The sequence below is a fragment of the Streptomyces sp. NPDC016677 genome (assembly GCF_055562815.1).
On record NZ_JBVHEO010000012.1, the window covers coordinates 74,003 to 98,342 of the forward strand.

The 24,340-nt window shown below is 73.9% G+C and carries 17 protein-coding genes and 3 pseudogenes; 13 read left to right on the forward strand and 7 right to left on the reverse strand.

The features are described 5' to 3' along the window. The first annotated feature begins 473 nt into the window (after positions 1-473). From ACZ3IG_RS26720 to ACZ3IG_RS26730, 3 genes and pseudogenes are all read left to right on the forward strand, one after another. Positions 474-1,553 carry a serine/threonine-protein kinase gene (locus tag ACZ3IG_RS26720; protein WP_467435214.1) on the forward strand — a complete coding sequence of 360 codons (1,080 nt, stop codon included), beginning with the start codon at positions 474-476 and terminating at the stop codon, positions 1,551-1,553. 509 nt (positions 1,554-2,062) lie between these two features. Next, positions 2,063-2,437, forward strand: a pseudogene (locus ACZ3IG_RS26725) (cysteine/serine endopeptidase inhibitor); the annotation flags it as partial. A 1,122-nt stretch (positions 2,438-3,559) separates the two neighbouring features. Beyond that, positions 3,560-4,261, forward strand: a pseudogene (locus tag ACZ3IG_RS26730) (polysaccharide lyase family 7 protein); the annotation flags it as partial. Positions 4,262-4,706: 445 nt separating this feature from the next. Here the strand turns inward: ACZ3IG_RS26730 and ACZ3IG_RS26735 are convergent. Further along, entirely contained in the window at positions 4,707-5,171 is a 465-nt protein-coding gene (locus tag ACZ3IG_RS26735) for a MarR family winged helix-turn-helix transcriptional regulator (protein ID WP_467435215.1), read from the reverse strand. Between the two features lie 57 nt (positions 5,172-5,228). Here ACZ3IG_RS26735 and ACZ3IG_RS26740 point away from each other — a divergent pair, with 57 nt between their 5' ends. After that, positions 5,229-6,095 (forward strand): SDR family NAD(P)-dependent oxidoreductase, encoded by an 867-nt coding sequence (locus ACZ3IG_RS26740; protein WP_467435216.1) that lies wholly within the window; start codon positions 5,229-5,231, stop codon positions 6,093-6,095. Between the two features lie 77 nt (positions 6,096-6,172). On the opposite strand, the gene ACZ3IG_RS26745 is transcribed toward ACZ3IG_RS26740, so the two are convergent. Next, positions 6,173-6,607: a hypothetical protein gene (locus tag ACZ3IG_RS26745; RefSeq protein ID WP_467435217.1), complete on the reverse strand. Its 435-nt coding sequence runs from the start codon at positions 6,605-6,607 to the stop codon at positions 6,173-6,175. Between ACZ3IG_RS26745 and ACZ3IG_RS26750 the strand changes: the two are divergent. Beyond that, a pseudogene (locus ACZ3IG_RS26750) lies at positions 6,606-7,526 on the forward strand (GlxA family transcriptional regulator). The gene ACZ3IG_RS26745 and the pseudogene ACZ3IG_RS26750 overlap by 2 nt on opposite strands. 118 nt (positions 7,527-7,644) lie before the next feature. Here ACZ3IG_RS26750 and ACZ3IG_RS26755 read toward each other — a convergent pair. The 3 genes from ACZ3IG_RS26755 to ACZ3IG_RS26765 all read right to left on the reverse strand — a co-directional run bounded on the left by ACZ3IG_RS26755 (position 7,645) and on the right by ACZ3IG_RS26765 (position 11,663). After that, on the reverse strand, positions 7,645-10,311 hold the full coding sequence (locus ACZ3IG_RS26755; protein ID WP_467435218.1) for an erythromycin esterase family protein: 2,667 nt from the start codon (positions 10,309-10,311) through the stop codon (positions 7,645-7,647). Between the two features lie 129 nt (positions 10,312-10,440). After that, a complete protein-coding gene (locus ACZ3IG_RS26760; RefSeq protein ID WP_467435219.1) occupies positions 10,441-11,376 on the reverse strand; it encodes a hypothetical protein in 936 nt (311 codons plus the stop codon). Then, positions 11,373-11,663: a hypothetical protein gene (locus ACZ3IG_RS26765; RefSeq protein ID WP_467435221.1), complete on the reverse strand. Its 291-nt coding sequence runs from the start codon at positions 11,661-11,663 to the stop codon at positions 11,373-11,375. Before ACZ3IG_RS26765 ends, ACZ3IG_RS26760 begins: the two co-directional genes overlap by 4 nt. Before the next feature lie 605 nt (positions 11,664-12,268). On the opposite strand from ACZ3IG_RS26765, the gene tap reads away from it, so the two are divergent. The 3 genes from tap (at position 12,269) to ACZ3IG_RS26780 (ending at position 15,508) form a co-directional block, all read left to right on the forward strand. Continuing rightward, positions 12,269-14,443, forward strand: a complete 2,175-nt coding sequence (tap, locus tag ACZ3IG_RS26770; protein ID WP_467435222.1) for a telomere-associated protein Tap — start codon at positions 12,269-12,271, stop codon at positions 14,441-14,443. Positions 14,444-14,449: 6 nt separating this feature from the next. After that, positions 14,450-15,007 carry a telomere-protecting terminal protein Tpg gene (gene tpg / locus ACZ3IG_RS26775; protein WP_467435223.1) on the forward strand — a complete coding sequence of 186 codons (558 nt, stop codon included), beginning with the start codon at positions 14,450-14,452 and terminating at the stop codon, positions 15,005-15,007. Between the two features lie 111 nt (positions 15,008-15,118). Next, complete coding sequence (locus ACZ3IG_RS26780; protein ID WP_467435224.1) at positions 15,119-15,508, forward strand: VOC family protein; 390 nt, start codon at positions 15,119-15,121, stop codon at positions 15,506-15,508. A 105-nt stretch (positions 15,509-15,613) separates the two neighbouring features. On the opposite strand, the gene ACZ3IG_RS26785 is transcribed toward ACZ3IG_RS26780, so the two are convergent. Then, a complete protein-coding gene (locus ACZ3IG_RS26785; RefSeq protein WP_467435225.1) occupies positions 15,614-16,165 on the reverse strand; it encodes a 2'-5' RNA ligase family protein in 552 nt (183 codons plus the stop codon). A 354-nt stretch (positions 16,166-16,519) separates the two neighbouring features. Here ACZ3IG_RS26785 and ACZ3IG_RS26790 point away from each other — a divergent pair, with 354 nt between their 5' ends. The 5 genes from ACZ3IG_RS26790 to ACZ3IG_RS26810 all read left to right on the forward strand — a co-directional run bounded on the left by ACZ3IG_RS26790 (position 16,520) and on the right by ACZ3IG_RS26810 (position 22,791). Then, entirely contained in the window at positions 16,520-17,401 is an 882-nt protein-coding gene (locus tag ACZ3IG_RS26790; RefSeq protein WP_467435226.1) for a class I SAM-dependent methyltransferase, read from the forward strand. A gap of 98 nt (positions 17,402-17,499) precedes the next feature. Beyond that, complete coding sequence (locus ACZ3IG_RS26795) at positions 17,500-18,075, forward strand: AAA family ATPase (RefSeq protein ID WP_467435228.1); 576 nt, start codon at positions 17,500-17,502, stop codon at positions 18,073-18,075. Positions 18,076-18,164: 89 nt separating this feature from the next. Then, positions 18,165-19,115 carry an aldo/keto reductase gene (locus ACZ3IG_RS26800; RefSeq protein WP_467435229.1) on the forward strand — a complete coding sequence of 317 codons (951 nt, stop codon included), beginning with the start codon at positions 18,165-18,167 and terminating at the stop codon, positions 19,113-19,115. A gap of 53 nt (positions 19,116-19,168) precedes the next feature. Next, on the forward strand, positions 19,169-20,995 hold the full coding sequence (locus tag ACZ3IG_RS26805) for an ABC transporter ATP-binding protein (protein ID WP_467435230.1): 1,827 nt from the start codon (positions 19,169-19,171) through the stop codon (positions 20,993-20,995). Beyond that, positions 20,992-22,791 (forward strand): ABC transporter ATP-binding protein, encoded by a 1,800-nt coding sequence (locus tag ACZ3IG_RS26810; RefSeq protein ID WP_467435232.1) that lies wholly within the window; start codon positions 20,992-20,994, stop codon positions 22,789-22,791. The genes ACZ3IG_RS26805 and ACZ3IG_RS26810 overlap by 4 nt, the downstream gene beginning before the upstream one ends. Positions 22,792-22,815: 24 nt before the next feature. Here ACZ3IG_RS26810 and ACZ3IG_RS26815 read toward each other — a convergent pair whose 3' ends face one another. Next, entirely contained in the window at positions 22,816-24,312 is a 1,497-nt protein-coding gene (locus ACZ3IG_RS26815; RefSeq protein ID WP_467435233.1) for a peptide MFS transporter, read from the reverse strand. Between the last annotated feature and the right edge of the window lie 28 nt (positions 24,313-24,340).

Below are 24,340 nucleotides of genomic sequence, written 5' to 3' on the forward strand. Positions count from 1 at the left end.
TGGGTGGTGTGGCGGGTGGTGGTGTGGGTCTGACGGGTTCGGGTGCGGATGTGGGTGGGGTGCCGCAGTCGTCGGTGTCGCCGGCGGGTGTGCCGTTGATGCCGATGGTGCCGGGGGTGGGTGCGGCGGGTGCTGGTGCGGGTGGTGGGGGTGCGGAGCGGCCGGATGCGGCGGGGTTGTTGGGTGGGGAGGGTGTTGTGCCGTGGACGGGTGTGGGTGCTGGTTCGCTGGATGATTCGGTTCCGGTGGGTGGTGTGGCGGGTGGTGGTGTGGGTCTGACGGGTTCGGGTGCGGATGTGGGTGGGGTGCCGCAGTCGTCGGTGTCGCCGGCGGGTGTGCCGATGGTGCCGATGGTGCCGGGGGCGGGTGCGGCGGGTGCTGGTGCGGGTGGTGGGGGTGCGGAGCGGCCTGACGCGGCGGGGTTGTTGGGCGGCGAGGGCGTCGTCCCGTGGGGCGCTGCAGCGGTCGGCGACATGTCAGAGAGCGTGCCGGTGGCGGGTGCTCCGGCCGGCGGGGCCGGTCTGGCCGGCCCGGACGCCACACCGGAGGTGTCCGCGTCGTCGGCGGGCACGCCCATGATGCCCATGACGCCCATGATGCCCGGCATGGCACCCGCCGCCGGTGCCGGTACGGGACGTGAGGAGGGCACCGAGCGGCCGGACAGCGCCGGTCTGCTGGACGGCTCCGCCTCCGCGTGGGCGCCCGACCCCTCCGAGTCGGAGCCCGACGGGCCCACCGCCGGTGCCACGGCCGGCGGTGCCCACCTCCACGGCACCCCCGTGACGGCACCGGCGGAGCCCACGCCCGCGGCGGGCACCCCGCGTGCCCCCGAGACGGCACCGGCCGCCGCCACCGGCACGCCGGAGGGCGCCGCCCTCACCGGTGTATGGCCGGGCGTTCCGCTCGCCGCCCCACCGTCACCCACGGCCGGGCGCGGCAGACGGACGGATGAGCAGGTGACCGGTGCGGTGCCCACCGCCGAGACGCCCCCGGCCACCCCGGCCACCGCCCCCTTGCCCGACGACGACCGCGTCCCCGTGATCGCCTCGGGCGAGGACGCCGACGACATCTCCGCCTGGGACGTCGCCGCCGCCGGCTTCACCCCGGCGCTGGCCTCGCTCGCCGGCCGTGCGGCCACGGCCGGGGAAGCCGGTGAGGAACGGGGCGCCTCTCGCTACACCGTCGCTGACCCGGCCCTGTGGGACGCGGCAGCAGGGGACGCCGTACGCCTCGCCGAGCACACCGTCGCCCCCCTCTCGGCGGCGTCGGCGGACGGAGGCGACGAAGGTCCGGAACTGACCACCTGGCGGCCGTCGCAGCGCCCCGCCCCGGCCGCCGCGGCCGCCGTCTTCTCCGCCGGCGACGCGCCCGTGCGCTCGGGGGACGGCGGCGACCCCCCGGAGCAGGACCCCGGCCCGGCCGGCAAGGCCCCGGAGGAGTCCGACGACGACCCGCACGAGGAGACCGAGGAACAGAGCGCCGTACACCTGCTGAGGCAGGACGCCTCGACGTGGGGCGCGCGCGCCTCGGTGATCCCCGACTCCCTCGGCTGACCGGGGGAGCACCGGGCACGACGTCCGTTCCGGCTCGCTGTGGGGGCGGCCGGGGCGGCGAGCGGTGCGGCCTTGCGCAGGGCCGCACCGCACCCCCACCTCCACCGGACCGCGTCGTACGGAGGGGCCCCCGGGGATGCCGAGGGGCATCGAACGCCCCGCGTCTCCAGCTACGCGGCGTAAGGAGATCATGACCCGGTCGTCATGCCTCCCCGGCAGCGCCGGTCCTCTCCGGCACCTTCCGCCACCGCCGCACGTCGGCCGGTCCGCCCCGTCCGGCCCAGTGACCGAAAAGGCGGAGTCAGTGCCTGACCGGGCAGACGGCCCGGCGGACCACGCCACGACCCTTCCCCTTCTTCCATGATCGGCCCTGCGCGGCCTCCGGTCCGCCCCGTCCCTTCCCGCCTCCCCGGCTAGACGGACGGGGCCGGAGGCCGCCCACCGGGCTCCGGACCGGAGCCGGCAGCAGACCAATCCCCTCTGGGACCGACTAGGAGAGCGCGTTGTCCATGCGCAACCGGTTCATCGCGGGCGGCGCCGTCGCCCTGGTGTCCGTCACCCTGGGAACCGTGTCACTGGCACTGGCCGACGATCCGATCAGCACGCAGACGATCTCCGGCCGGATGACCTACTACAACGACAGCGGGTACGGCGCCTGCGGCACCCGGGTCGACGCGGCCACCGAGGACCTCGTAGCGGTGTCCCACGAGTGGTGGACGTCGGCCAACCCCAACGAGGACCGGCTCTGCGACGGCGTCGACGTCCAGGTCAGTTACGGCGGCAAGACGATCACGGTGCCCGTGAAGGACATGTGCCCCTCCTGCGAATCGGACCACCTGGACCTGAGCCAGACCGCGTTCCAGCAGCTCGCACCGCTGGAGAAGGGCCTGGTCAAAGGCATCACGTGGAAGTTCGTCACCGACGACGGCGAAGCCGTCGCACCGCCCACCGCCCAGCCGTCCGGCTCACCCGGTGCCGCCCTGTCGAACACGTCGGGCTGGCCGTCGCGGTACGCGGCGCCGTACGTCGAGACCTGGAACTCGCCCTCGGTGCTGAAGGAGGCGCAGGCGGCCGGACTGCGCTACGCCACCCTCGCGTTCTTCCTGGACGGCGGCGGCTGCAAAGCCACCCTCAATGGCAACCAGCCCATCTCCGACGAGAACTGGGTGACGGCCGTGCAGGAGCTGCGCGCCGCCGGCGGTGACGTCATCGCCTCCTTCGGCGGCGCCTCCGGCACCGAACTCGCCCTGGGCTGCGACTCCGCCGAAGCCCTCCAGCAGCAGTACCGGTCCGTCGTCGACGCCTTCGGACTGACCCGCCTCGACTTCGACATCGAAGGCTCCGCCCTGGCGAACACCGAGGCCAACCAGCGCCGCAACCAGGCCCTCGCCGCACTGCAGAAAGACGTCGAGGCCGACGGGGGGCACCTGGACGTCCAGTTCACCCTCCCGTCCGGCACCGACGGACTCCAGGCCGACGGCGTCACCATGCTCCGGAACGCCGAGCAGGCCGGGCTGCGCGTCTCCCTGGTGAACATCATGACCATGGACTACGGCTCCGCCGTGGACGACATGGGCCAGGCCGCCATCGACGCGGCCACCGCCCTGCACGGCCAGCTCGGACAGATCTGGCCGGGCAGGTCCGAGCAGGAACGGTGGGCGATGCAGGGCAACACCCCCATGATCGGTGTGAACGACACCCCCGGCGAGACCTTCACCACCCAGGACGCCACCCGCCTCACCGACTTCGCGGTCGACAAGGGCATCCAGCAACTCGCCTTCTGGGCCATCGGCCGCGACAAGGCCTGCCCCCAGACCGGCACGCTCTCCCAGACGTGCAGCGGAACCGAACAACAGCCCTACGACTTCCTCAAGACGTTCGACAAGGTCACCACCACCGCCCCCGGCACCCGGCTCGGCACCGAGCCGGTCACCGGTCTCGCGACCGGCGGCAGCGCCACCCCGGCACCCTCCGCCGGCAGGGCGGCCGGGGACCCGGACGACGAGGGCACGGGCACGGCCGCCCCCAAGACCGCGGCCGACGGCGGCCGCAGCGGCATCGACCTGTCCATCTGGCAGCTCCAGGAACCCGTCGGCTCCTCCGGGTCCCCGACCACCATCGGCCCCTCCCAGCTCCAGAGCGGCTACGAGGACGACTACTTCTACACCGACACCGACGGCGCCCTGACCTTCTGGTCACCGGAGAAGGGCGTCACCACCCCCAACTCCAAGTACCCCCGGTCGGAGCTGCGGGAGGTGGAACCGGGCGGCGGCAGCGCCAACTGGTCCCTGGACGGCACCCACCGGATGAGCGCCACCCTGCGCGTGGTGTCCGTGACCTCCAACGTGTGCGTCGGCCAGATCCACCTCGGCGAGGGCGGCGGCTCCACGAAACCCCTGCTGGAGCTGTACTACCGCTCCAGCGGCGACATCGTCCTGGGCACCGAGAACTCGCCCGCGGGCGGCCAGACGCTGCACGACGTGGGACACGTCCCGGTCGGCGAGAAGTGGAGCTACACCATCGGCGTCTCCGGCGGTGACACCATCGACCTCACCATCAACGGCAACACCACGCACTACCCGATCGCCGACTCCTTCAAGTCGTACAAGCAGTACTTCAAGGCCGGCGCCTACAACCAGTCGGCGTCGGACAGCAGCACCCAGGGCGCCAGGGTGGCTTTCTACTCGCTGGACGTGTCACACAGCTGATCACCCCTCGCCCCACACCCCTGTGAGCCCGCCGCACCGCGTAGCGGCGGGCTCACGGCCGTGCACGGGCCACGCCGCCTGCCAGTGGGGTGAGCCTGACCCCCCCGCGGTGTCGGGGACGCGGGGCGTGCTCCAGACCGGGCAGCGGGCAGCCGACGCTCCGCATGCCTGCGCTACGTCGTCCTAGCGAGCGGGGCCCGGCGCCCCGCCAGGCCGACGACGTGGGCGGACCCGCCGCCCGCAGGAACGGCCGGTGAACAGGTACGGCCCCACCGGGACCACTCACTGCGCCGGCGTCCGCACGGTGACCCTGGCCGGCATGGACGCGGACGCCGGCGTGATCGGGCTCACCGCTGCCGACGGCCACGCTGCCGCTCCTCGACCGGCACACCGGCCGGAGGCCGCTGCCGGTAAGTGCCGTGGGCGAGACCCGCGTCGGAGCGTGTCAGCCGGCCCTGCCGCCCGTGACGGCGTCGCCGAGGTGTGCGAGCAGCCCGTCGAGTACTGCCAGTTGCCGGGGTCCGAGCGAGCCGAAGCACTCGCGGAGCGCGTGCCGTCCCGCTTGTTCCGCCGCCGCCAGGGTCGTGCGACCCGCGTCCGTCAGGGAGACGGTCTTGCGGCGGCGGTCCTCGGGGTCGCCGGTCCGGACGACCAGGCCGAGGCGTTCGAGCCCCTCCACGATCTGGGTGACGGAGCGCGGCGCCTGGCCGAGGGCGGCGGCCAACTCCGCTTGGTGGAGCGCTCCGCGGCCCGCCAGCGCCCGGAGGACCTTGGTGCGGGACAGGGACAGACCCGCGGTCGACGTCATGTGCTGGTCGACCCGCTCGCGCAGGCTGTGGGCGAGGGTGAGGAAGGCCAGTCCCACCTGCTCCGGAGTGCTGACTGCGGCCGTTGCTTCGTGCTGGTCCATGGTTCGGGTATCCTCGCACAGCATAGTCGTGAGGTACCTCATGAAAGGAGTGGTGGGATGGACCGTCCCGTCGCCGTCATCACCGGAGCCACCTCCGGACTGGGCCGCGTCGCCGCCCTCGAACTGGCCCGCCAGGGTTACCGGATCGGCACCGTGGCCCGCTCCCGTGGCAGGGCCCAGGCCCTCGTCGCCGACCTCGCGGCGGTGACCGACGAGCCCGTCGACGTCTTCCACGCCGACCTCGGCCTGATCTCCGACGCGCGCCGGGCGGGCGAGGAGATAGCCGGCCGTTACCCGCGCCTGGACGTCCTGGTCAACAACGCCGGGCTGCACGCCTTCGCGCAGCGGATCACCGCCGAGGGGTTCGCGGAGATGACGGCCGTGAACTACTTGGGCCCGTTCGTCCTGACCGAGGCGCTGAGGGAAAGGCTCGGCGCCTCCGCGCCGGCCCGGATCGTCAACGTCGCCTCCGAAGCGTCCCGGCAGGCGAAGACGCTGTCTCCGGCCGAGGACCTGCGCCGTACCGCCCCCTACACCCGCCGGGAGTCGATGCCTCTGTACGGGCGCACCAAGCTGATGACCATCATGTGGACGCGGGAACTGGCCCGGCGCCTGGACGCGGACAAGGTCACCGTGAACTGCTGCGATCCCGGTTTCAACGCGACCGGCCTGGGCCGGGACCTGCCCGGCTCCGCCGTCGTGCGACGCGTGCTGAACACCCTGCGGATCGGCGACCCCCGCAAGGGCGCCGGCATCATCGTGCGGCTCGCCACCGACCCGGCGCTGGCGGGTACCAGCGGCGGCTACTTCTCCGTACGCGGCGCCCGCCCGCTCCAGTGCCCCGAGCCCGGCCGGGACCCGTACCTGCAATCGCGGCTGTGGGACGAGACGGTGGCACTGCTCGCCGCCGGCCCGGCCGGCTGAGCCCCGAACCTGCGTTGCCGGGGGGGCGGTTCCCGGCACCGGGGACTGCGCCGGGCGCGGCCTCGTCGCCGTCCGGTTCACTCGGCCCCACCGGACTCGTGCGTGCGACGACGGATCCAGTCAGTCCCGCTCTCACACTCCGTCACCTCCTGGTGGGGGTGACGTCCGTCGCCACTGTTCTCCACCACCCACAGCAGCCCTTCGACCTGCTGAACAAGGAGTTCCCCCAGCTTTCGGAACACCGGCGCCGGCGGAACGCCGGACGCCCCGGCGTTCCACGCGTCCTCGGCGGCCTGGAGCACCCGGCGAGTGCGCGGCACCCGGTGCCGGGCGATGACCGGTACTCCGTCGGCGTGCTCGCCCGCGGCACGGGCGACGCGGGCGCGGCCCGGGACGGGGGTGAGCGGGAAGGTGCGCGGACCGGTGGACAGGACGGACCGGCAGGTGCGCCAGGGGGGAGCGGTCAGATGGTGGTCCCGTGTGGGCTTCGTGGTGTTCGACGGTGTGACCATGCTGGACGTCAGCGGCCCCGCGGAGGCCCTGCACCAAGCGGGCCGATTCGGCCACCCCTACGACCTGGTCCTGATGTCCCCGCACGGGGGGGGAGGTCACCACCTCGACCGGGATGCCGCTGAGCGGCACCGTGACGGCGACCGAGGCCGGCCCGATCGACACGGTGCTCGTGGCCGGCGGCGACCGCCTGGCGGAGCGGCCGGTGGACGCGGAACCGCCGGCGGCGGTCCGCGCCGTGGCCGCGCGAGCCACGCGGGTCGCCTCGGTGTGCACCGGCGCCTTCGCCCTGGCCGGACTCGGCCTGCTCGACGGGCGCCGGGCGACCACCCACTGGCGGCATGCCGACACGCTCGCGCGCGCCGTCACCCCCGGGTACACGTCGAGCCGGACGAGATCCACGTCTGGGACGGGCGGTACATCACCTCCGCGGGTATCAGCGCGGGCATTGATCTGACCCTGGCCCTCGTCGAGGACGACCACGGAGCCGACGCGGCCCGCCGCATCGCACGCGAACTGGTGGTCTTCCTGCAGCGTCCGGGCGGACAGTCCCCGTTCACCACGGCCACCACACCGCCCGCCCGCGACGACCTGCTGCGTACCCTGATCAGTTCCGTGCCGGCCGATCCGGCCGCCGATCACGGCCTGCCGTCCATGGCCCGCGCCGCGGCCGTCAGCCCCCGCCACCTGACCCGGTTGTTCCACACCGGATTGGGCACCACCCCCGCCCGCTGGGTCGAGCGGGTCCGTCTCGACCACGCCCAACAGTTCCTCCTCGACGGACACAGCGTCACCTCGGCAGCCCGGCACAGCCGATTCGGCAGCGACGAGACCCTCCGCCGTGTCTTCCTCCGCGACCTGGGCATCACCCCCACCGCCTATCGCCAGCGCTTCGCCACCACCGGCACAGCCCGACCGTGACCCCGGAAACCGAGGACAGGCACGCGGTGCCGGAGCCGGGAAGGACGGCGCCGGCCCACAGGGCGCGGGCCGATCCCCGCGCCGCGGCAGAGAAGCGGCCGGCACCCGGCCCGAGGGGTCAGCCGCGCGGAAGCAGGCGGCTCGGCCGGATCTCGTGCAGGTACACCATCGCGTCCGCCGACTCGAACGGATTGACCCGGTCCGGGTCCCGGGGCCAGTGGGTGCCGATCTCTCGTTTGGGCCGGGGTGTGTCCAGCCAGGCGCGGGCCGAGGGCGGCACGGTGCGCAGGTCGACGTACCAGTTCCGGCGGCTCACCCGGCCCAGGGTGTGCTCGACCGAGCCGGGCGCGGCGGGCCCCGCCTCGAACCGCTCGACATCCTCGTCACGGGGATCGGAGACGCCCGGATCGGTGGCGTTGAAGGCGCCCTGGCCGAATGCCAGACCCACGGCCAGGTAGCCTTCCCCGAGCGCGCGGCGGAGCAGACCGCCCTGGATGACCGGGTATTCCGGGTCGTAGCCCGCCAGGTACACATGACCGTTGTGGGCGGCCAGCACCGTCCGGTCGCCGGTTCCGCGGAGCCACCAGAGGGTGTTGTCCGCCATGACGGTGTCGCGGTAGGCCATGGCCTCGCGCACCTGCCCCGGATCGTCGTAGTCGAAGGCGTACTGGCGAGCGACCTGGTCGACGGCGGCGGCGTGCTGGACCGCCCAGGCGTGGTCCTGGTCCGTCCCGGTGGCTTCGCGGGCGCGCAGCAGCGCGAGGACGCGTCCGGTGCGCTCGGCCTTCTCCCGCCGTACGGCCAAGGGCTCCTTGATGTAGGCCACCATGTACTCGTCGGCGGGCCGGGCGGGGCGCAGTCCCGCGTACAGCCCGGTGACGGTGGGCAGCAGGTCGGGGTGGTCGCGCCGGACGTGTCCGACGACCCGGTCGTAGAGATCGGGGCCCGCGTAACTGCTGTCGTTGCCGGTGAACCGGACCGGGTCGCCGGGGTGGGCGACGTTGTACGCGCGCATCCACCGGATCAGGTCCAGGACTTCGCCGGTGTGCATGAACAGGTAGGCGTTGTGGAACTCCTCGGACATGATCCGGGCGGGGTCCCCGCGTCCGGTGAGCAGGTGGTCGTTCAGCCGGAGCCCGGCGCTCCAGGGAGCTTCGAGCACGAAGGAGCGGAACCCCTTCTCCTCGACGAGGTACCGGAACACCCGGTGCTGGAGGGCGAGGAAGTCGTGGCCGCCGTGGGCGGCCTGTCCGACGCCCACCAGCCGGGCGTCGCCCACCGTCTTCCCCAGGGGACGCAGGTCGTCGAAGGGGCCGGTGGGCTCCACGGTGCGCAGCGGACGGGCGGCCCTTCGCAGGGCGGGCAGCGGGTCGGTGCTCGCCTCGGACGCGCGGGGCCGCTGTCCGGCCGTCTCGCGGTCGAGCCTCCGGCTCGGCCGGATCTCGTGCAGGTGCACCATCAGATCCGCCGACCTCAGCGGACGGACCTCGTCGCCGGGCGGGGGGAAGTCCGTGCCGATCTCCCGTTTGGGCCGGGTGACGTCCAGCCAGGCACGGGCGGCGGGCGGCGCGGTGCGCAGGTCGAAGTACCAGCTACGGTGACTCACCCGGTCCAGGGTGTGCTCGACCGAGCCGGGCAGGGGAGGCGCGACCTCGAACCGCCTGACGTCGGCGTCGGTCGGGTTCTGCAGGCCCTGTGCCGTGGCGTGCACGGCGCCCCGGCCGAAGGAGAGCCCCACCGCCAGGTAGCCGTCGCCCAGCCGCCGCCGCAGCACCTCTCCCTGGGTCACGGGGAGGTCGGGGGTGGAACTGCTGATGTACAGGTGGCTGTTGTGCCCGCCGAGCACCGTCCGGTGGCCGGTGCGGCGCTGCCACCACAGGGTGTTGTCCGCCATGACGGTGTCGCGGTAGGCCATGGCCCGCGGCGCGGCCAGCGGATCCGCGAGGTCGAAGGAGTACAGCCGTGCCACCTGGTCGATGACGGCGGCGTGCTGGACCGCCCAGGCGTGGTCCTCGTCCGTCCCGGCGGGCTCGCGGGCGCGCAGCAGCGCGAGGACGCGCCCGGTGCGCTCGGCCCGCGCCCGGCGCTCCTCCAGGGGCGCGGTCATCGCGGCGCGGATCCACTCGCCGACCGGCAGGGCGGGGCGCAGTCCCGCGTACAGCCCGGTGACGGTGGGCAGCAGGTCGGGGTGGTCGCGCCGGACGTGTCCGACGACCCGGTCGTACAACTCCGGCCCGGCGTAGGCGTTGTCGTCACCGGCGAACCGGACCGGGTCGTCGGGGTGGGCGACGTTGTACGCGCGCATCCAGCGGATCATGTCCAGGTACTCCTGGCTGTGCAGCAGCAGGAAGGCGTTCTGGAACTCCTCGGACATGATCCGGACCGGGTCGCCGCGTCCGGTGAGCAGGTACTCGTCGAGGCGCGCGCCGGCGCTCCAGTTGGCCTCGAGGACGAAGGAGCGGAAGCCCTTCTCCTCGACCAGGTAGCGGAACACCCGGTGCCTGAGGGCGGCGAAGTCGCGGGAGCCGTGGGCGGCTTCGCCGACGCCGACCAGCACGGCGTCACCGACCGCCCTCCCCAAAGGGCGCAGGTCCTCGTACGGGCCGGAGGGCTCGGTGGTACGCAGCGGACGGGCGGCCTCCGCCAACGCCGCCAGCGGGTCTCCGGTGGCCGTGGGAGACCCGCCCGCCTCCCCGGACCCACCGCCGGCCACGGCCGTCCCGGGGAGGACGGCGAGCCAGACGAGCAGCGCGCCGGTGAGCCACCGTGTCAGGAAGGGTGTCATGACGCCAGCATTCCCGTCCGGGCGTGGCGCCGCGCTCCGGCTGTCACCCGGCCGGAGCAACGCCGCGGGCGGGTCCCGGCGGTGAAGGAGGCCCCGTCGGTGTGCGGACCGCGCCCGGTCAGCAGGCGATCACTTCCACGGTGACGGTGACGGTGACGGCCGCCCGAGGAGTGAGGGGCACCGGGGGAGTGCCTCGACGCTCCCCACGGAGACGTCCATGTTCAAGATCACCTGCCCGGCGTTCACACGGTCACCGGTCCCCGCGACGACGAGGTCCTGATCGGTGCGGCACCTGACGTAGAAGGGGTCCCCGGCCTCCACCCACCCCCTGGGCGCCTCGTGGCCGTCGCCGGAGTACACCGTGACGTCCTCGGAGGGCACGATCTCCAGCATGCCGTGCGTGTCGCTCGGGGACGGGTAGCGCACGTAGTACGAGCTGCGGTCGCCGCCGCCGCTGTCACGTGTCTCCACGCCCACACACGACTCCCCGCTGCCGCACGTGGCGTGGGCCGCGCCGGCATCCGGCGGTTCCGGGACCCTGGAGGAACCCAGGAAGACTCCGCCGAGCCCGGTGAGCACGGAGATGATCAGCGTGACGATCATCGCCGTCCTCGGCGCCCGCCCGGCGACCCCGGCCGTGGCCGCGCCCGCGTTCCCGTTCACGGCGACCATGCCGGCCTCGCGCCTGGCGTCCGCGAAACACTTCTCGATCCAGTCCGGGGACCGGTCCGCCGACCGGGCGCCCTTGGCCCACAGGACCATGAGTTCGTGCAGGGGCATGGGCGGCGCCAGCACGTCGTGCAGGGCCAGGACCCGGTACCAGCGGGGGTACTCCCCGGCACCGCGCAGGAGCTCCGACACCTTGCCCTTGCTCGCCAGGCGCTTCACGCCCGAACTGCACTGTGACTTCTCGCTGATCTCCTTGGTGCTCAGCCTGCTGTCGAAGTAGGCGGTCCGCATCGGCTCGAGCCACGCCCGGTGGGCGGTACTCGCCTCCTCGACGATGTCACCGAGGACGGGGCCCGGTTTGCCGGGCCCCGAACCGGCGTCGGCCGGCGTACTCATGCGGCCTTCCGTTCGGGCTCGGCCCCGGCGTCCCCGGCGGGCGGAGCCGCGTCGGCCGCGGCCTGCGCGAACGGGGCGGCCGACGGGCCCGGGGCGGGGCGGGAGCTGTCGTGCCGGCGGTCGTTGGCCTCCAGGGCCTGCAGCAGCTGCTGCACGGCCAGCACGATCACCAGGAGCAGAGGGCTGATGGCGGACACGGGCTGCCCCAGGAGGAGCAGGGTGATCACCAAGCCGCTGAAGAGGACGAGCCCGGTGAGGGCGATGACAAGTCTGCTGTGAGGGGTCACGGGAGCGCTTCCTCCGTGCGTCGCGTCCGGGTGGTGCCCCCCGGCGTTGCCGTACGGCCGGATGCCGTCGCCGGGTGTGTCGTCGTGACTACGCGAGGTCACCATATGCAGCATGCGGAACGGGGTGGGCGTACCGGAAGGCTCCCAGGGCAAAACGGAACGATCATGGTGCGGTGCGGAGGTGACGCGCCAGCTCACCAACCATCAAGGGAAAGTTCCGGTTTTCGGCCTTGCGCTCCGGCGCCCTTGACCCGCAAATGGAACGTGTGGTGCGAACCCGCGGGTCGCACCGCCGTGTCTGCCGCGTCCGGGAGACCACGGCACTGGATCGGCCCCCTCGTTTTGCCGCGAGGGGGCTCAGCCGTTCCTGGGGGTCCTCCGGCGCCTCGGTACCCGGGCCGACGACGCCCCCGCCCGCGACCGGCCCCGGACGTCACTCCGCCGCCCGTGGGGCACCGTACCCGCGCCCCGGCAGCTCCGGCTGTACCGCGTCCGGTGACGTCCGACCCGGCCACCACCCCCGTGGAGACGGGTGCGATTCACGAGCGATCCGATGCGCGCCACGGGCCCTGTCTCCGTTACGATGCCGCACGGAGGTTACCCCTGTGCCCACTGAGGATCAGCTGTTCGGCGCCGTCGACGCGCTGCTGGAGCAAGTCGCCCAGGACGAGCTGCCGCCCCCGGCGGAGCGCAAACGGCTGCGCGAGGCCGCCGGCCTGAGCCAGGACCAGATCGCCAAGGCCCTGGGCACCCGCCGGGAGGCGGTGGGGAACTGGGAGGCCGGCCGCACCGAGCCCCGCCCGCCCAAACGCGCCGCCTACGCCCGGCTGCTCGAAGGACTCGCCGCCCGGTTCCCGGCCCCGGCACCCACCGCCGCCCCGCTGCCGGCCGACACGCCGGTGACCCCGCCCGCGCCGCAGCCACCCGCACGCCCCGGGACGAGCGGAACGGCGGCCCCCGCGCCCAGGACGGCGCCGCGGAGGAGGGCGGGCAAGGCCGCGAAGCGCCCGGTCGCCCCAGCCACCCCCGCCACCTCCGCGGCGCCCGACCCCCGCTTCGAGAACGGCCCGCTCGCGGTGATCGACGCGGCTGCCGACGGACAGGTGTCGGCATACTGCGTCGCCGGCCTGGTCCTGGACGTGCCCGCCAAGACCCTCCCGGCGCTGGTCGACTGGGCGCTGACGCGGGCGCGGCTCGGCCAGCCCCGCCTGCACCGCAACGGCCGCGACGCCGACCCGCTCCTCGTCCTCACCCCGGCCGCGCTGGAACGCTACGGCCTGCCCACCGCCCTCTCGGACGAGGAACGCCGCGCCGGCCGCCTCCCGGACAGTCACAAGACGGTCAGGCAGCTCACCAAGGCCGGCTGGCAGCTCACCCGGCGCGGCTTCGGCCCGTGGGCACGGATCTACCGCCCCGCCGAAGGCGCCAGGCGCAACTGCGTCCAGCTCTGCGTCCCCGCCTGGAACGCCCTGGACGTCCGCGAATGGGACCGCAAGGACGCCCCGGTCCTGCCGGCGATGCACCCGGCCGACCTCGCCCGCTACCTCGGCGCCTACGCCCAGCGTGTCATGACCCCGCGCGGCACCGCCGCCGTCACCGGCCTGGAGCTGATGACCGCGCTGCGCCCGCCGACCCGCGCGGAGAAGGACCCGGCGACCGGACAGTTCCAGCGGGCCCTCAACGACGACGCCCTCACACAGGTCTACGACGTGGTCGAGTGCGAGGTCCCCGACGAACACCCCGTCCTCAAGGGCAGGTTCGCCCGGCATCACCTGCGCACCCCGGCCGAGATGCTGATGGAGGAGCCCTACGACTGGTGCCGGCCGCTGACCGACGAGGAGTGCGCGCACCGCTACCTGGTCGCGGTCGACATCAACATGTCCTTCGCCGCCGCCGCCAACGGCCTCACCGTCGGCCTGAACGGCCCCACCCACCTGACCGGCGGCCCGTCCTTCGACCCGGCACTGCCCGGCTCCTGGCTGGTCGACCTGAGCCACGTCGACCTCTCCCGCGCGGACACCGGCGGCCGTCCGGTCGACGCCGACCGGCTCCCGAACCCGTTCACCCCCAACGGCGCCCGCCCCACCGGCCCGGCCTGGTACGCCACCCCGACCGTCGCCTACGCGCGGGAACTCGGCTTCGACGTCGCCCCGCTGGAGGCCTACGTGCGCACCCGCACCGGCCGCTACCTGGACGGCTGGTACAAACGCCTGCGCGACGCCTACGTGGCGACCATGGCCGACCTCGGCGTCACCACCGGCATGACCGGCCAGGAGTTCCTGGACGCGATGGCCCGCTCCCAGCGGGCGGACCCGACGACGGCCCTGCTGGCCGGTGCGATCAAGGCGACCGCGAAGGGCGGCATCGGCAAGCTCCGCCAGCGCAACCGGGGCCAGGTGCCCTACTACGAGCCGTGGCCCGCCCTCGCCCGCGAGACCTGGCGCCCGGACATCCGCGCCGCCGTCCTGGCCAACCAGCGCGTCGGTGTTCACCGCAAGCTGATGAAGACGGCCGCGGCGGCCGGCCTCTACCCGGTCGCGATCGGCACCGACGCCATCGTCTACCCTTCCCACGGCCCGTCCCCCCTGGACGTCCTGCCGCACACCCCCGAGGGCAAACCGGTACCCGGCACCTTCCGCCTCGGCGTCTCGCCCGGAATGGTCAAACACCAGGGCACCCGGACCGTCCTGTGGGCCGAGGAGCAGTTCGAGGAGGCGGGCGGCGTCTTCAACCTCGCCAACCTCATCAAAACCGACCCGGCAGCCGGAGAAGGGGAGTAACGAGCCATGGCCGACCCCATCGGCGACGGCCTGGACCGCGCCCTGGAAGGCACGTTCACCCGTCCCCTCCCCAAAAGCGCCCCGGCACAGATGAGATACCTGGTCCGACAGCTCAAGGGCACCCGGGCCGCCGCGCGACTCCTCGGCGTCTCCCAGCGCACCGTCGAACGCTATGTCAAGGGACAGCTCAAGCACCCCCGCCCCGACCTGCGCGACCGCATGGAACGCGAGGTCAGACGCCGTTGGCAACCGCAGATCCGGGCGCGGGCCAAGAAGAAGGCGGCCACCACCGACGGCCTGGTCGTCTCCACCCGGGCCCGGTTCGGCTTCACCGCCGCCCCCGGCACCACCGACGACGCCCGCGTCCGCGACATCACCCAGGCCCTCACCCCCCAGTGGGCCGACCGCCTCTTCCAGGCCCGCGACACCGGCGCCACCGAACAACAACTCCAGCGCATCGCCGCCGACGGCCTCGCCGAGATGTACTTCCGCGCCGCCAACACCCGCGCCCCCGGCCTCGGCGTGGAATTCACCGACGTGGAACACGTCGACATCGAGTTGTAGCGGCCTGTCTTCGGCGCGACGGCCAGGCCATCGCCCTGGCGGGAGAGTGCCCGGCCCCGGCACGCGCGGCAGGCCGTACTCTGAGTCCCGTCCTCACTGTCCGGGAGAGTCATGACGAGCAGGTTCACCGAGTTGACCGTCGACTGCCACGATCCGGAGGGGCTCGCGGCCTTCTGGTGCGAGGTCCTGGACTTCGAGGTGATCGACCGGGGCGAGGGCAAGGACGAGATCGGCTCCTGGGTGCCGGCCGTCGAGGACGTCCGGGCCCGCCAGATGCCGCCCACCCTGGTGTTCATCCAGGTGCCCGAGGGCAGGAGCGTCAAGAACCGGCTCCATCTCGACGTCAGTCCGGTCGACGGCAGCACCGAGGACGAGGTGACCCGATTGCTCGGCCTCGGCGCCACCAGGGCGGACGTGGGTCAGGGCCCGGACCGGAACTGGGTGGTCATGGCCGACCCCGAGGGCAACGAGTTCTGCGTCCTGCGCACCCTGGCCCCGTAGCACCGGGCCACGAGCGCGCGCCCGACGCGCCGAACGCCGTCGCCACGCGCCGCGGCCACCAGGTGGCCCCGCCGGCGGCCTGCCAGGTGCCCCGTACGGCGGCTGTCAGGGACCGCCGCCCCCGGCGGGAAGGGGCCGCAGCACCTCGACGGTGCCTGTCTCGGTGTCGTAGCTGCGCAGGGTGGTGAACCGGGCCGGCGACGGTGGTGACGGCAGCAGTCCCGGGACCCACCGGCCGGCGAAGGCACCGGCCCGCCGGGAGCGGCCGAGGGTGATGTGCGGACTCCAGCGCGCGGGGTCGTGGAACGGGTTGAGGGACGCGGGCGGACTGTCCGAGACCACCGCGTCCCACACCCGCTCGTGCAGACGGGCCAGGGCGGAATCGAGGTCGAGTGCCCAGGCCAGCACCGAGGTCGGCCGCTCGAAGCGGACCACGCCGGTGAACCGCGCCGGCAGGGGCAGGGCGGCGGCCACCCCGGCCAGCTCCCAGCGGATCGGAGCGGTCAGCTCCGGACAGGCGGCCAGGGTGAGGTGCGGCCTGTTGGTCGGCGAGCGGTGCCGCGCCTGACTGGGCAGGCCCGCGTCCGCGAGCCGTCGCCAGGCGTCCTGGACCACGAGGTCCGCCGCGTCGTCCAGCAAGAGTTCGACCGTACGCACCGGCGCAGCCTATCGCCGCACCGCTCCCGGGCGGTCACGACCGAACGCCGGGACGGTGCGGTGCCGCGAGGAGAGACCGCCGGCGGAGCACCGCCGACGAAGTCACGGCAGCGGAATCGAAGAGAGGTCGCACGGCGTGCCGGACGGGTGAATCTGCCGGTCTGCGCGAGACCTCGGCCCTGCCGTCCAAAGCCCCAGGTAGCGGGCGAAACGATTCGCTGTCCGGACAAGTCCGGTTGACCGCCTCCCGGGTGCCCGACATCCTGAACGCCGGGCCGGGGGAGCCGCCCGGACGCCCGCGCCAGGCCCCCCGCACCCGTGCCGGTGCACCACATCACCGAGAGGGGCCGCTCCTTGGCAGGCAGCAAGCCCGAACTGAGCGCGCTCAGGGCGACCAAGTACACCTCGTCGAAGCGGACCGCCGGACACCTGGAACGCCTGCGCCGCCTCGGCTACCACACCGGCCTGCGCGCCCTCGACGTGTGGGACACCGTACGAGGCAGGGAGCACCCGCTGCTGCCGCCCCGCCGCCACCGCCGATTCGTCGGCAACGGCGACTTCCTGGAGGTGGGCCGGCGGATCACCACGTACATGCGGGACGAACTCGGCCTGGGCCCCCGACACGACGTGCTCGACGCCGGGTGCGGTCCGGGACGGATCGCGGTGCCGCTCACCGACGTCCTCACCGAGGGCTCCTACCTCGGCTTCGACATCGTGCCGCACGCCATCGAGTGGTGCGCGCGCACCATCACCCCCCGTCACCCCCGCTTCCGCTTCGCGCACGTCGACATCCGCCAGGAGATCTACAACCCGGACGGCACCCTGGACGCGGCCGACTTCCGGTTCCCCGCCGAGGACGCGGCCTACGACATCGCCGCGCTCGTCGGACTCATCAGCCACCTGCGCCCGGCCGAGACGGAGAACTACCTGGCCCAGTGCGCCCGTGTGCTCAGGCCGGGCGGGCTGTGCTTCGCCACCGCCTACCTCCTCACCGACGAGGCCGCCGCCAACATGGCGCGCGGCACGACGGCCTTCACCTTCCCGCACGACCGCGGTGACCACCACGTGCACTCCGAGGAGGAGCCCACGTACGCCATCGCCTACCGCCCGGACCACCTGCTGTCGATGGCGTCCCGGCACGGTCTGCGCATGCGCCGGGACCCCCGGCCGGGGACCTGGGGCGTGTCCCCGCACCGCCCGGCCTCGATGGACCTGCTCGTCCTCGAACGCGACTGACGGGCCGACCGCATTCCCTCCGATCACGATCACCGATCACCGGCCACAGATCACCGGCCACAGAGCACCGATCACGAGAAAGGACCTCCCTCCCGCCCATGACCGACATCACCAGCCCCGCCTCCACCCCCGTCGACGGCACCCCCGGCGTCATCGTCGTCTCCGGCATCTCGGCCTCCGGCAAGTCCACCGTCGCCCAGGCCCTCGCCGAGCGCCTGCCCCGCTCGGCACACGTGCGCGGCGACACCTTCCGCCGGATGATCGTCAACGGCCAGGCGCACATGACCGCCGATGCCCCGCCGGAGGCCGTCGCCCAACTGCGGCTGCGCTACCGCCTGGCCGCCACCGCCGCGGACGCCTACGTCGAGGCCGGCTTCACGGCCGTCGTCCAGGACCTCTTCCTCGGCGAGTACCTGGCCGACATGCCCCGCCTCATCCGCAGCCGCCCGCTCGCCGTGGTCATGCTGGCCCCCGACCCGGAGGTCGTGGCCCGGCGCGAGGCACAGCGTGCCAAGACCGGCTACGGCCCCGACTGGCAGCCCGCCGCCATGGACAAGGTGCTGCGGGACAGCACACCCCGCATCGGGCTGTGGCTCGACACCTCCGAGCAGACGGTCGAGGAGACCGTCGACGAGATCCTCAAGCGCGCCTGGACCGAGGGCGCCGTCTCCTGACCGCGTCCCGCGCGACTCACCCTCCGGGGCCCGGCCGGTCCGGGCCCCGGCCGTCCGGCGCGCACCGCGCCGAGGAAAGGACCACGCGGGTGCACACCCGACACATCGGCGGCCCGCACGGCACCCCGGTGGGCGCCGTCGGCCTCGGCTGCATGGGCATGTCCTACGCCTACGACCCCGCCGGCCGCGACGACGCGGTCTCGACCGCCGTCCTGCACCGCGCCCTCGACCTCGGCGCGAACCTCGTCGACACCGCCGACGTCTACGGTCCCCACACCAACGAGGAACTGGTCGGCCACGCGCTCACCGGCCGCCGCGACCGGGCCTTCCTCGCCACCAAGGTCGGCTTCGTCGCCGGGGAGACCCGGCTGCGCCGCGACGGCCGGCCCGCGCACATCCGCGCCGCCGTCGACGCCAGCCTGCGCCGGCTGCGCACCGACCACGTCGACCTCTACCAACTGCACCGGGTCGACCCGGAGGTCCCCCTGGAGGAGACCTGGGGCGCCCTGGCCGAGACCGTACGGGCCGGCAAGGCCCGCCACCTGGGCCTGTCGGACGTGAGCGTCGAACAGGTGCGCCGCGCCGCGCGCGTACACCCCGTCGCCGCCGTGCAGGCCGAACTGTCGCTGTGGACCCGCGACGCCACCGCCGAACTGCTGCCCTTCACCGAGCGGGAGGGCATCGCCCTCATCGCCTACGCCCCGCTCGGCCGCGGTTTCCTCGCCGGCCGCTTCGGCACCCCCGACGACGTGCCCGACGGCGACTACCGCCGCGACAACCCGCGCTTCACGGACGGCAACTTCCCGGCCAACCTCCGCCTCCTGGACGGCGTGCGCACCGTGGCCCGGCGCCGCGGCCTCACCCCCGCGCAGACCGCGCTGGCCTGGGTGCTCTCCCGGGGCCCGCACGTCATCCCCATCCCCGGCACCAAGACCCCGACGTACCTGCACGACAACGTCGCCGCCGCGGACGTACGGCTCCACGACGACGACCTGGCCCTGCTGGACGCCCTGCCGGCCGCCGCCGGGGCCCGCCAGTGACGCGGGACGCCCCGGCCCGCGGCCGCACACCCCGTACGGAAGGAACCGAGCCCGTGTCCGCGACCGACCGGTCGACCCTGCGCCGCGGTCTGAGGGTGCTCGCCGTCGCCGTGCGCGAGGAACCCTGGATCTTCACCGCGGCCCTGGCCGCCAGCGCCCTGTACGGCGTGGCGCCGGTCGCCACCTCCTGGACGCTGGGCCGCATCACCGAGGACGTCGTCCTGCCCGCCTTCCGGGAGGGCCGGACCACCGCAGCCGCCCTGGCGGGCGCCGGACTGGCCCTCTTCGGCGTGGCGATGCTGCGGGTCGTCGGCGTCATCGGACGCCGGGTGGGCGCGGGCATCATGCAGTTCCGGCTCCAGGCCGCCTACCGCCGCAAGGTCGCCCGGCGCTATCTGCGGCTCCCGCTCTCCTGGCACCAGCGGCACCCGGCCGGACAACTGCTGTCCAACGTCGGCGCCGACGTCGAGGCGGCCTGGGCGCCCATCGTGCCGCTGCCCAGCGCCATCGGCGTGGCCGTCATGCTCGTCGCCGCCATGGTGTCCATGTTCGCCGTCGACCCGGTGCTGGCGGCGGTGGCACTGCTGGTCTTCCCCTCCATCGGCCTGCTCAACGTCGTCCACCAGCGCCGGCTGACCCCGCTCGCCCAGCGCGCCCAGGCCCTGCGCGCCGAGACCAGCGACATCGCCCACGAGAGCTTCGACGGCGCCCTGGTCGTCAAGACCCTCGGCCTGGAGGAGCACGAGACGGCCCGTATGAGCGAGGCCGCGGCCCGGCTCCGCGACGCCAACGTGGCGGTCGGCCGCACCCGCGGCCGCTTCGACCCGCTGCTCGACGCCCTGCCCAGCCTGGGCATCCTCGGCGTCCTCGCCGTCGGCACCGGCCGGCTCGCCGCGGGGGCCGTGAACGTCGGCGAACTCGTCCAGGTCGCCTACCTGTTCACGATGATCGCCTTCCCGGTGCGCGCCTTCGGCTGGGTGCTGGCCGAACTGCCCCGCAGCGCCGTCGGCTGGGCCCGGGTGCGCCACGTCCTGGACGCCGAGGGCGACCTGCCCACCGGACGGCTGCGGCTGAACGACGCCGGCCCGATCAGCCTCGACACCCGGGGCGTCAGCTACGGCTACGACGACGGCCTCGTCCTGCACGACGTGACCCTCAGCGTGGGCTCCGGACGGACCGTCGCCGTCGTCGGCCCCACCGGGTCCGGCAAGTCGACCCTGGCCACCCTCATGGTGCGGCTCGTCGACCCGGTGCGCGGCGACGTGCTGATGGACGGCCTCGACGCGCGCGAGATGCGCTCCGGCGAGGTCTCCTCGGCCGTGGCGTTCGTCCCGCAGGAGACCCTGCTGTTCGACGACACCGTCCGCGGCAACGTCCTGCTGGGCCTGGAGCTGCCCGACGAACAGGTCTGGGAGGCGCTGGAGGCCGTCCAGGCCGCGGAGGTGGTACGGGCGCTGCCCGAGGGCCTCGACACGCGCGTCGGCGAGCGCGGCGCCACCCTCTCCGGCGGGCAGCGCCAGCGGATCGCACTGGCCCGCGCCCTGGTGCGCCGCCCCCGGCTGCTGGTCCTGGACGACGCCACGTCGAGCATCGACCCCCAGGTGGAGGCCCGCATCCTGAGCCGGCTCCGCGAGGCCAGGGTGCCCTCCACCCTGGTCGTCGTCGCCTACCGGCAGGCGACCATCGCCCTCGCCGACCACGTCGTGTACGTGGAGCGGGGCCGGGTCCGCGACAGCGGCACCGACGCCGAACTGCGCGCCCGCTGCCCCGGCTACCGCGACCTGGTCACCGCGTACGAGCACGAGGAGGACGGCCAGGACGGCGGGGACGGCCAGGAGTGGCGGCGGGCCCCGCACGACACCGACGGGAGGACCGCGTGAACAGCCGCACCACCAGCCGCATCACCGGAGAGGGACGGGGCGCGTGGGCGACGTTCCGGCGGGCCCTGGAGGTGTCGCCGGGACTGCGCGAGGGACTCCTGGGCGTGCTGCTGCTCGCGCTCCTCGCCGCCGCCGGCCGGGTCGTCGTACCCATCGCCGTGCAGCTCACCCTCGACGACGGCATCCGTGCCGAACAGGGTCCGCGCACCGGCTTCGTCCTGGCCACGGTCGGCGTGTGTGCCGCCGCCGTCCTCGCCACCGCCTATGTCACCTACCGCATGAACCACCGCCTCTACCGCAGCGTCGAAGGCGGCCTGGCCACCCTGCGGGTCAAGGTGTTCCGCCGCGTGCACGACCTGTCGGCGCCCGCGCTCACCTCCGAACGCCGGGGCGACCTGGTCGCCCGGGTCACCGCGGACATCGACCAGTTCAGCACCTTCCTCCAGTTCGGCGGCATGTTCCTGGTGAGCCTGTGCCAACTGCTGGTCGGCAGCGTCGTGATGTTCGCCTACTCCTGGCAACTGGCCCTGATGGTCTGGGCGGTGTTCACCCCGCTCGCCCTGGTCCTGCCCGCGCTGCAACGCGGGCTCTCCGAGGCGTACGGCCGGGTCCGTGCCCGCGGCGGTGACATGCTCGCCGCCACCGGGGAGGCCGTCGTCGGCGCCGCCGTCATCCACGCCTACGACGCGGGTGACCTGATCGGCCGGCGGATCGACACCGCCGTCGAGGAGCACCGGCGGGCGCAGAGCCGCGCCCAGCGGCTGGTCGCCCTCACCCTCTCCAGCGGCGAGGTCGCCGCCGCGCTGGCCATCGGCGGCGTGGTGAGCCTCGGCGTGCTGCTGGGCATCGGGGGCCGGATGAGCGCGGGCGAACTGGTGGCGTTCCTGTTCCTGGTCACCCTGTTCATCGGACCGGCGCAGATGAGCACCGAGGTGCTGAACGAACTGCAGAACGCCCTGGCCGGCTGGCGCCGCGCGCTCGCCGTGGTCGACACCCCCGTCGACGTGCCCGACCCCGCGGCGGCGGGCCGCCCGCCCGCCCCGGGACCGGTGGAGATCCGGTTCGACGACGTCACCTACGGCTACCCGGGCGGCCCCCCGGTCCTGCGCGACGTGACGGTGCGCATCGCCCCGCGCAGCCGGGTCGCCGTCGTCGGCGAGACCGGCTCGGGCAAGTCGACGTTCGTGAAGCTGCTGATCCGGCTGGACGATCCGACCGCGGGCCGCATCACGCTCGGCGGGGTACCGCTGCCCGAGGTGCCGTTCTCCTCGCTGCGCGGCCGGGTCGTCATGGTGCCGCAGGACGGCTTCCTGTTCGACGCCACGATCGGCGAGAACATCGCCTACGGCAGGCCGGACACCACCCCCGAGGACGTGTGGCGGGCCCTGCGCGACCTCGGTCTGGAGGGCTGGCCGGCCGGGCTGCCCAAGGGCCTCGACACCCCGGTGGGACAGCGCGGCGAGGCCCTGTCGGCGGGGGAACGGCAGCTCGTGGCGCTGGCCCGCGCCTACCTCGCCGACCCCGACCTGCTCGTCCTCGACGAGGCCACCTCCGCCGTCGACCCGGCCACCGAGCAGCGGCTCCAGCGGGCCCTTGAGCACGCGACCCGGGGCCGTACGGCGGTGTCGGTGGCCCACCGGCTGTCCACCGCCGAAGCCGCGGACCACGTCCTGGTCTTCGACGGCGGACGCATCGTCCAGCAGGGCAGCCACGCCGAACTCGTCGCCCGGCCCGGCCGGTACGCCGACCTGCACGCGGCGTGGATGTCGGCGACCGGGGCGCCGCCGCGGGGGTGAGGGACGGCAGCCCTCCCACGGGCTTCAGGCCACACCGTGCATCAGCCGCCGCAGCCGTCCCCGGGCCAGGGCGAGGGCGGCCGAGGCGAGCAGGGCCGCCGCGCCGAGGACGGCGAAGTACGGGCCCGGCGGCCACACCGCGGAGAGCCGGACCACCTGGGCGCTCAGCGCGCTGCCCAGCGCCACGGACAGGAACCACAGGCTCATCACGCGGTGGGCCAGCCGGACCGGCGCCAGCCGGGTGGTGACGCTCAGCCCCGTCGGGCTCAGCAGCATCTCCGCCACGATCTGCACCCAGAACGCCACCACCAGCCACAGCGGCGTGACCCGCCCCGCCCCGGCCGACCAGCCCGCGCCCGCCATGACCAGCGAGGCCAGCCCCAGCCCGCCGAGGGCCAGTGCGAACTTCGCCGGGGTGCCGGGCTGGCGCCCGCCCAGCCGCAGCCACAGCGCCGCGAACGCGCCGGCCAGCAGGACGCTGTAGAACGGGCCGAGGGACTGGAACCAGCTCGTCGGCACCTCCCGGCCGGCCAGCGTCCGGTCCACGTGGTCGCGGACGAACAGGCTGATCAGGGAACCGCCTTGCTCGGCGATGGTCCAGAACACGGTGGCCGCGAGGAACAGCCACACGTAGGCGGCCAGCCGTCCGCGCTCCACCGGGTCCGGGCCCGCCGTGCGGAACAGCACCGCGAAGCACATCACCGCGACGGCGACGGTGAGCAGCGTGACCGCCTGCACCACCGCCTCGGTGAGGGAGTGGCCCCACAGCAGCGCCACGGTGCACCCGGCCGCCAGGAACACCGCCGTCGCGCCCCCGACGGCCACCGCGCGGCGCGTCTGCGCCGGTGACAACCGTCTCGCCCGCCGCTCCACGGGCAGCCGTCGCCGCCCCCGTAGGCACACCAGCAGACCCACGAGCATGCCGGCCGCGGCGGCGCCGAACCCGGCGTGCCACTCCACGCGTTCGCCGAGGCAGCCGGTGATCAGGGGAGCGGCGAACGCGCCCAGACTGATGCCCAGGTAGAAGACGGAGAAGCCGGCGTCCCGGCGGGCCGCCGCCGAGGCCGCTCGGCCGCCCTCGGCGTCGTACAGCCGGCCCACCAGCGTGGAGACGCCCGGCTTGAGCAGGCCGGTGCCGACGGCGACCAGGAGCAGGCCGGTGTACGTGGCGGCGGCACCGGCCGGTACGGCGAGGACGGTGTGCCCGGCGGTGATGACCACGCCGCCGCGCACGATCGCCCGGTAGGAGCCCCACAGCCGGTCGGCGATCCAGCCGCCGGGCAGCGCCAGCAGGTTGACCAGGGCGCCGTAGACGCCGAAGACGGCGGCGGCGGTGTGCGGGGCCAGGCCGAGGCCGCCGTCCCCGGCGGGCGCGGCGAGGTACAGGACGAGGATCGCCCGCATCCCGTAGAAGCTGAACCGCTCCCACATCTCGACGCCCCACAGCGTCAGCAGTCCGCGCGGGCGACGGGTGCCGCCCGTCGCGCCGGTCCGGCGTACCGGTTCGTCCGTCTCCGTCATCGCGCCCGCTCCCCCCAGCGGCTCAGCC

Excerpts from the sequence above, each read along its gene's own strand:
- ACZ3IG_RS26760 (WP_467435219.1), bottom strand. The coding sequence starts at position 11,376 with ATGAGTACGCCGGCCGACGCCGGTTCGGGGCCCGGCAAACCGGGCCCC.
- tpg (WP_467435223.1), top strand. The coding sequence starts at position 14,450 with ATGGCCGACCCCATCGGCGACGGCCTGGACCGCGCCCTGGAAGGCACG.
- ACZ3IG_RS26745 (WP_467435217.1), bottom strand. The coding sequence starts at position 6,607 with ATGGTCACACCGTCGAACACCACGAAGCCCACACGGGACCACCATCTG.
- ACZ3IG_RS26755 (WP_467435218.1), bottom strand. The coding sequence starts at position 10,311 with ATGACACCCTTCCTGACACGGTGGCTCACCGGCGCGCTGCTCGTCTGG.
- ACZ3IG_RS26720 (WP_467435214.1), top strand. The coding sequence starts at position 474 with ATGTCAGAGAGCGTGCCGGTGGCGGGTGCTCCGGCCGGCGGGGCCGGT.
- ACZ3IG_RS26735 (WP_467435215.1), bottom strand. The coding sequence starts at position 5,171 with ATGGACCAGCACGAAGCAACGGCCGCAGTCAGCACTCCGGAGCAGGTG.
- ACZ3IG_RS26780 (WP_467435224.1), top strand. The coding sequence starts at position 15,119 with ATGACGAGCAGGTTCACCGAGTTGACCGTCGACTGCCACGATCCGGAG.
- ACZ3IG_RS26795 (WP_467435228.1), top strand. The coding sequence starts at position 17,500 with ATGACCGACATCACCAGCCCCGCCTCCACCCCCGTCGACGGCACCCCC.
- ACZ3IG_RS26740 (WP_467435216.1), top strand. The coding sequence starts at position 5,229 with ATGGACCGTCCCGTCGCCGTCATCACCGGAGCCACCTCCGGACTGGGC.
- ACZ3IG_RS26815 (WP_467435233.1), bottom strand. The coding sequence starts at position 24,312 with ATGACGGAGACGGACGAACCGGTACGCCGGACCGGCGCGACGGGCGGC.